This is a genomic window from Moorena sp. SIO2C4 (assembly GCF_010672485.1).
GTDB classification, from domain to species: domain Bacteria; phylum Cyanobacteriota; class Cyanobacteriia; order Cyanobacteriales; family Coleofasciculaceae; genus Moorena; species Moorena producens.
This window is the reverse complement of record NZ_JAAHGN010000641.1, coordinates 1-4,333: the sequence shown is the minus strand read 5'-3', so window position 1 is coordinate 4,333 and position 4,333 is coordinate 1. Positions and strand designations below refer to the sequence as shown.

General features: G+C 42.9%; 4 protein-coding genes and 1 pseudogene. All 5 read right to left on the bottom strand.

What is annotated here, in order from left to right:
• Positions 1 to 192: 192 nt before the first annotated feature.
• The 5 genes and pseudogenes from F6K20_RS26225 to F6K20_RS26205 all read right to left on the bottom strand — a co-directional run bounded on the left by F6K20_RS26225 (position 193) and on the right by F6K20_RS26205 (position 3,696).
• Positions 193 to 522 carry a XisI protein gene (locus F6K20_RS26225; protein ID WP_287252902.1) on the bottom strand — a complete coding sequence of 110 codons (330 nt, stop codon included), beginning with the start codon at positions 520 to 522 and terminating at the stop codon, positions 193 to 195.
• Positions 510 to 978: pseudogene (locus F6K20_RS26220) on the bottom strand (XisH family protein). Before F6K20_RS26220 ends, F6K20_RS26225 begins: the two are co-directional and overlap by 13 nt.
• A gap of 334 nt (positions 979 to 1,312) precedes the next feature.
• Complete coding sequence (locus F6K20_RS26215; protein WP_287252904.1) at positions 1,313 to 1,714, bottom strand: hypothetical protein; 402 nt, start codon at positions 1,712 to 1,714, stop codon at positions 1,313 to 1,315.
• Positions 1,715 to 2,505: 791 nt separating this feature from the next.
• Positions 2,506 to 3,387, bottom strand: a complete 882-nt coding sequence (locus F6K20_RS26210; protein ID WP_287252907.1) for a hypothetical protein — start codon at positions 3,385 to 3,387, stop codon at positions 2,506 to 2,508.
• A 48-nt stretch (positions 3,388 to 3,435) separates the two neighbouring features.
• Positions 3,436 to 3,696: an AAA-like domain-containing protein gene (locus F6K20_RS26205; protein ID WP_287296589.1), complete on the bottom strand. Its 261-nt coding sequence runs from the start codon at positions 3,694 to 3,696 to the stop codon at positions 3,436 to 3,438.
• Positions 3,697 to 4,333: the final 637 nt, after the last annotated feature.

The following is a 4,333-nucleotide window of genomic DNA, read 5'->3' as shown; positions in this document are numbered from 1 at the left end:
TTTTGTTTAGTTGGCTATTGGATTGAATCGATAATGGTAGGGTGGGCAAAAATTTATCGCCTATAAACTTAATGAAAAAACTCTATTACTTTTTGCCTATAATGGTAGGGTGGGCAAAAATTTATCGCCGATAAGCTTAATGGAAAAACTCTATTACTTTTTGCCCACCCTACTAAACTTTTCTGTAAAATGCTACAGGTGAGCATATGCAGTAAATTGTCTTTTGAAGGGAGACTTAAACCCTAAAACTATATGCTGTTGGGGAACTCCTGCTTCAACTAACTCGTTAGCTACTCCCACTTCAGTGCCATCACTCTGAATCCAAATTTTATTATCTTTGATATCAATATGAATTAAGCTTCCGTATTCCCGTCGTTGGTCATACCAGCCCACTACCATCACTAAATAATGATTGCGCTCACTATCAAATATCATTTGAACTTCTGTCTGATCATCGTTAAGGTTGATAGCGTGGGCTTTCAAGATTTTTTGGACTAATTCATTATAGTTCAAGGTTTCCATGATGAAATCTCCTCTTTCTTAGGTTCAAAAATTAGCAATTTTAGCTGATACTCTTCAAGAGCATCCTGAATAAAGGGGCGACGAAAAAATGTATTGTAAGTATCGGTAGGAACGGCTAAGTATAAAATAAAATTAGGTAATGTTTGCTTTAATGCTAATCGATAGTTTAGGAAGCGATGCAGCGCGGTCTTGGGGGTTTCCCCCATGAGCGACTGCATCAAGACATTGACCAAGGGCGACGTGAAACTCTGCCATTTCTGATTCTTGTAAAAAACTTTTGATTTCTACCGCTATGCTTTGATTATCTTTCTGGGCTGCAATTAATTGTTCTGCTGCTAAGTCTATATACATTTCCGATCCGCCAACTTTGATGTATAGAGGATCTTTAGTTATCAGCCAGCCATCTTTTTCTAAGGCTAACCGAACGGTGTTGTGAAAAATATCCTTGGCTGGCATAGACAGATGGGCAATTGGAAATGACTTAGGCTTTTTAAAATTTATTATAACTGAAATCAATATAAAAAATTCCTCCCGCGCTCTACCGTAACGTGAGCATCGGGAGGAATTTCAGCAGGTGCGACCCGTGGCGAATTTAATTCTTAATGCGGAAAGCGCACCTATGGAATAATTAAATTGAGGCCATAGGGTAAGAGTTAAACCTTGTTTAACTACTGTTGCTAAAACTCGCCTACCCCAACGTTAGCTATGTCGCTCTATAACTAAAACGATCTCACCAGGCAGTTTGTGACATTTTTTTCGACTTAGAGTCCTGTTTTAAGAACTTCCGCCGCTAAAATCTGGGCATGGGTTCAAACAGATTGGCCACTTTAAATTCTGTCGCACCCACTTCCTCCGGGGAGAAGGAAATCCGGTAGGCATGGGAAGCAGTTTTACAAGGATCCGGTTTCAGGCGGATGAAGGTGGCAGTTGGAGGCTGGGATTTTTCCAATATGGTTGTGAAGTCCTCTTTATTCGTGCAGCCCGTGCTCGTCACTACGATCATGACTGTATTTTCAGTAACTTGTATTCCATGCAATGGTTCTATCGTTGCTGCTAAAGCCGTAGGAGCTGTGACACAGAATACTGCCACTGCGGCAAAGAGCAGGGTCCCTAGACCAAGTGCCAGTCTTGAGAGTGCTTTCTTCAAGGGAAGAGCAGCTGGCTTGAAGCGGTTGAATGTTGTCTTTAGCATGTTTGAATTAATGATTTTACGAATTTTGGCCTGATGTTAAAGGGACAGGACGGTCGAGATGATGGAGACCCTCAAGTCTGCCATCCCCTTAAGGCCGGGTCAATTTGGATTGAGCACTCGAAAGACTGAACCATAGGGTCTCCTTGTGGCTTCTGGTTCCGGGGAATTCAGGAATAGTCAGGTTTCCTGCCCCATCGGACTTTGGAAAAGATTGGAGTTCGGTTCAAGAACTCCTGCGCCATTCGCGATTCTAAGAGCAGGGATATTTCATTGTCAAGAAAATAGAAGATAATCAGAGATAATTACTCTTAAGTACCAAAATTAAGTACAGAAACTGCGGATGCTTCGCTTTTTGACAGAAAAGTACCAACGGGGGCAGTTGCGATCGCATCCTTGTCAAAGCAATACCCTAAACCTTAATAAAATAGGTTAACCCTTAATTATAACTTATTATTATCAATGATTTGCTATATTAAGTAAAGTCGTTGGTCAAATAATTCCTATCACTGTTCCCTGTTCCCTGCTGCCTGCTCCCTATAAAAATGTACCTCACCTAATTGAAAACCGCTATAGTTACTCGTGGTTTATACTAGCGCTATAGTTAAGCTATGGAAAATATATAGTCAGTCAACCAAGTTATCCGACAGCGCTGGCTTACCTGACTTGTGCTTAAGTCTTAACTATCACCCTACCAGCCTTGCCAGCACCAAACGCCTCAGCAGTCAAGTCTCAACGGCTCGACTGGGCGTTGGGTTGGTACTGAGCACAGTTGGTATTGTGAATAGAAGTACTCAACTTTCAGGACGTTCAGGACCTTCAGCAGGTCTTTTTTTAGGACTTTCAGCAGCTGTTTTTTCAGGACTTTCAGAACTTTCAGCAGCTCTTTTTTCAGCCATTTCAGCAGCTCTTTTCTTAGCTTCCGCCAAGGCTTCCTGCTTATCTTCTTTCCGAACTTTGCAGAACCGTGGAGGCTGATCCATTGGGGGTGCCAATTCTTCCACAAACGCGAAGGCATTTTTGTGGGGAAGGAATCGGGCTTTGACCTGGATGAATTTTGGCTTGCCCTGCTCCTTGAGCTTAGGATTGAATCGGAATGGTTTGACCGAGGAGTCCCGCCAGAATAATGGACAGTGACCAGCTTTGAGTACCCGAGTTCTTTCTGTAGCCTGGTGGTTTTTGAGATAGTTCACTAATTGTTCACTGTGGTTCCTAAAGACTGACACACAGGGAACTTTACAAACAGGGATGAACTGCCACAATCCAGCCAAGATGAAATACCCATTGCCAATCGCTTCAGCCCAAGCATGGGGTCTGTCTTCCTGTAAAATCCCAATTACCTCAAACCGGATATCCTGGAATTTGTTCCTGTCTGGGAAGTGGATCGGCTTAGGATATACCACGAGGCGATGCTCTCGGTTTCCGGCCTCTATGTGCCCCTTGAGAATATCCAGCACATACCTTTTCCGGTTGTGCTTAAGCAGAAAAAAGAGTGGGTAAGCCTTACCCTGAATGGTAATGGTAGGAATTTTCTCAGACAAATCTACCTCACCAGTTACAACCCCAACAGCCATAAACTTTGGTTCTGATGGCTGAATTAGTTCAATTGGTTGAGATGGTTTTACTAATTTCCTGGGAATCTCTGGTTTTTTGATTAGTGTTAGAATTTCTGACATAATTAATAGTGATTGTGTTTGTTCTTAACAAAAGACATCTAAAGAAATCTAGGAAATGGTTCGAATACCTTCCCTGCCAACTGCAAGACGAAAATAGAGACGATACAACTGACAGCTTGGCTTCGCCTGATTGCCATCGAGTGTCACCAACCCCATACTTTCTATAGGTGCGCTTGACCTTGGCGAATTAAATTCGCCAAGGTCAAGCGCACCTGCTGATAGCCAGTAATCCCTTCTATCAACATCCCCCTGATTAGTCCTAACAACCTGTTTCAGTCCTGATCCCAATTGGGACAGATCTGTGATCATAACCAGAAGACCTCGTAGATGGTGGCTATAAATTTCCATAGGTGCGCGCCTGCTAGGGCGAGTAAATCGCCCTTGGGTCCCACCTCCTAGTGTAGGTGCTGCTGGCAAGAACTCCTTTTATGTTATCTCTCTGACGAGAAAGGTGATAAACCCCAAGGCTGACCAGATCAGGATATCCTCCTCCGATGGCTATTAGTCCAATTCGGTTTGACTGCTATTAGTCCAATCAATACCATAGTGCTGCCCTAAATTCTGCCCCTGCTTTGGCCTAAGCGGCTTTGGGCGCTGATTAGACTTCGCCGCAGTTATCAGGGCAAAGGGGAAAGGGTAAAGGGATTAGATTATGAGTCTACCCCGAGCCTGTTGATGCCAAAATCCCAGCATGGGCAATCGGTCTTGGGCAATCGGTCTTGGGCAATCGGTCTTGGACAACCTCAGTTTTATGTAAGAAATTGGCTGGTTTTTTGAGGATATAGGAGACATAATTAAGAATTCAGGAGAATAATTCAGAAGTTATTGGGAGAATACATAGGTTAATTGCCCATTAAACTCTGATTAATTCCTAATTAACTATAAAATTCAGTTATTATGGATCCTGAATCCTGAATCGAAGCTCCTGACTCCTGGATAAAGTTGA

Coding starts and splice junctions, on each gene's coding strand:
- F6K20_RS26225 (WP_287252902.1), bottom strand. CDS start 522: ATGGAAACCTTGAACTATAATGAATTAGTCCAAAAAATCTTGAAAGCC.
- F6K20_RS26215 (WP_287252904.1), bottom strand. CDS start 1,714: ATGCTAAAGACAACATTCAACCGCTTCAAGCCAGCTGCTCTTCCCTTG.
- F6K20_RS26210 (WP_287252907.1), bottom strand. CDS start 3,387: ATGTCAGAAATTCTAACACTAATCAAAAAACCAGAGATTCCCAGGAAA.
- F6K20_RS26205 (WP_287296589.1), bottom strand. CDS start 3,696: ATGATCACAGATCTGTCCCAATTGGGATCAGGACTGAAACAGGTTGTT.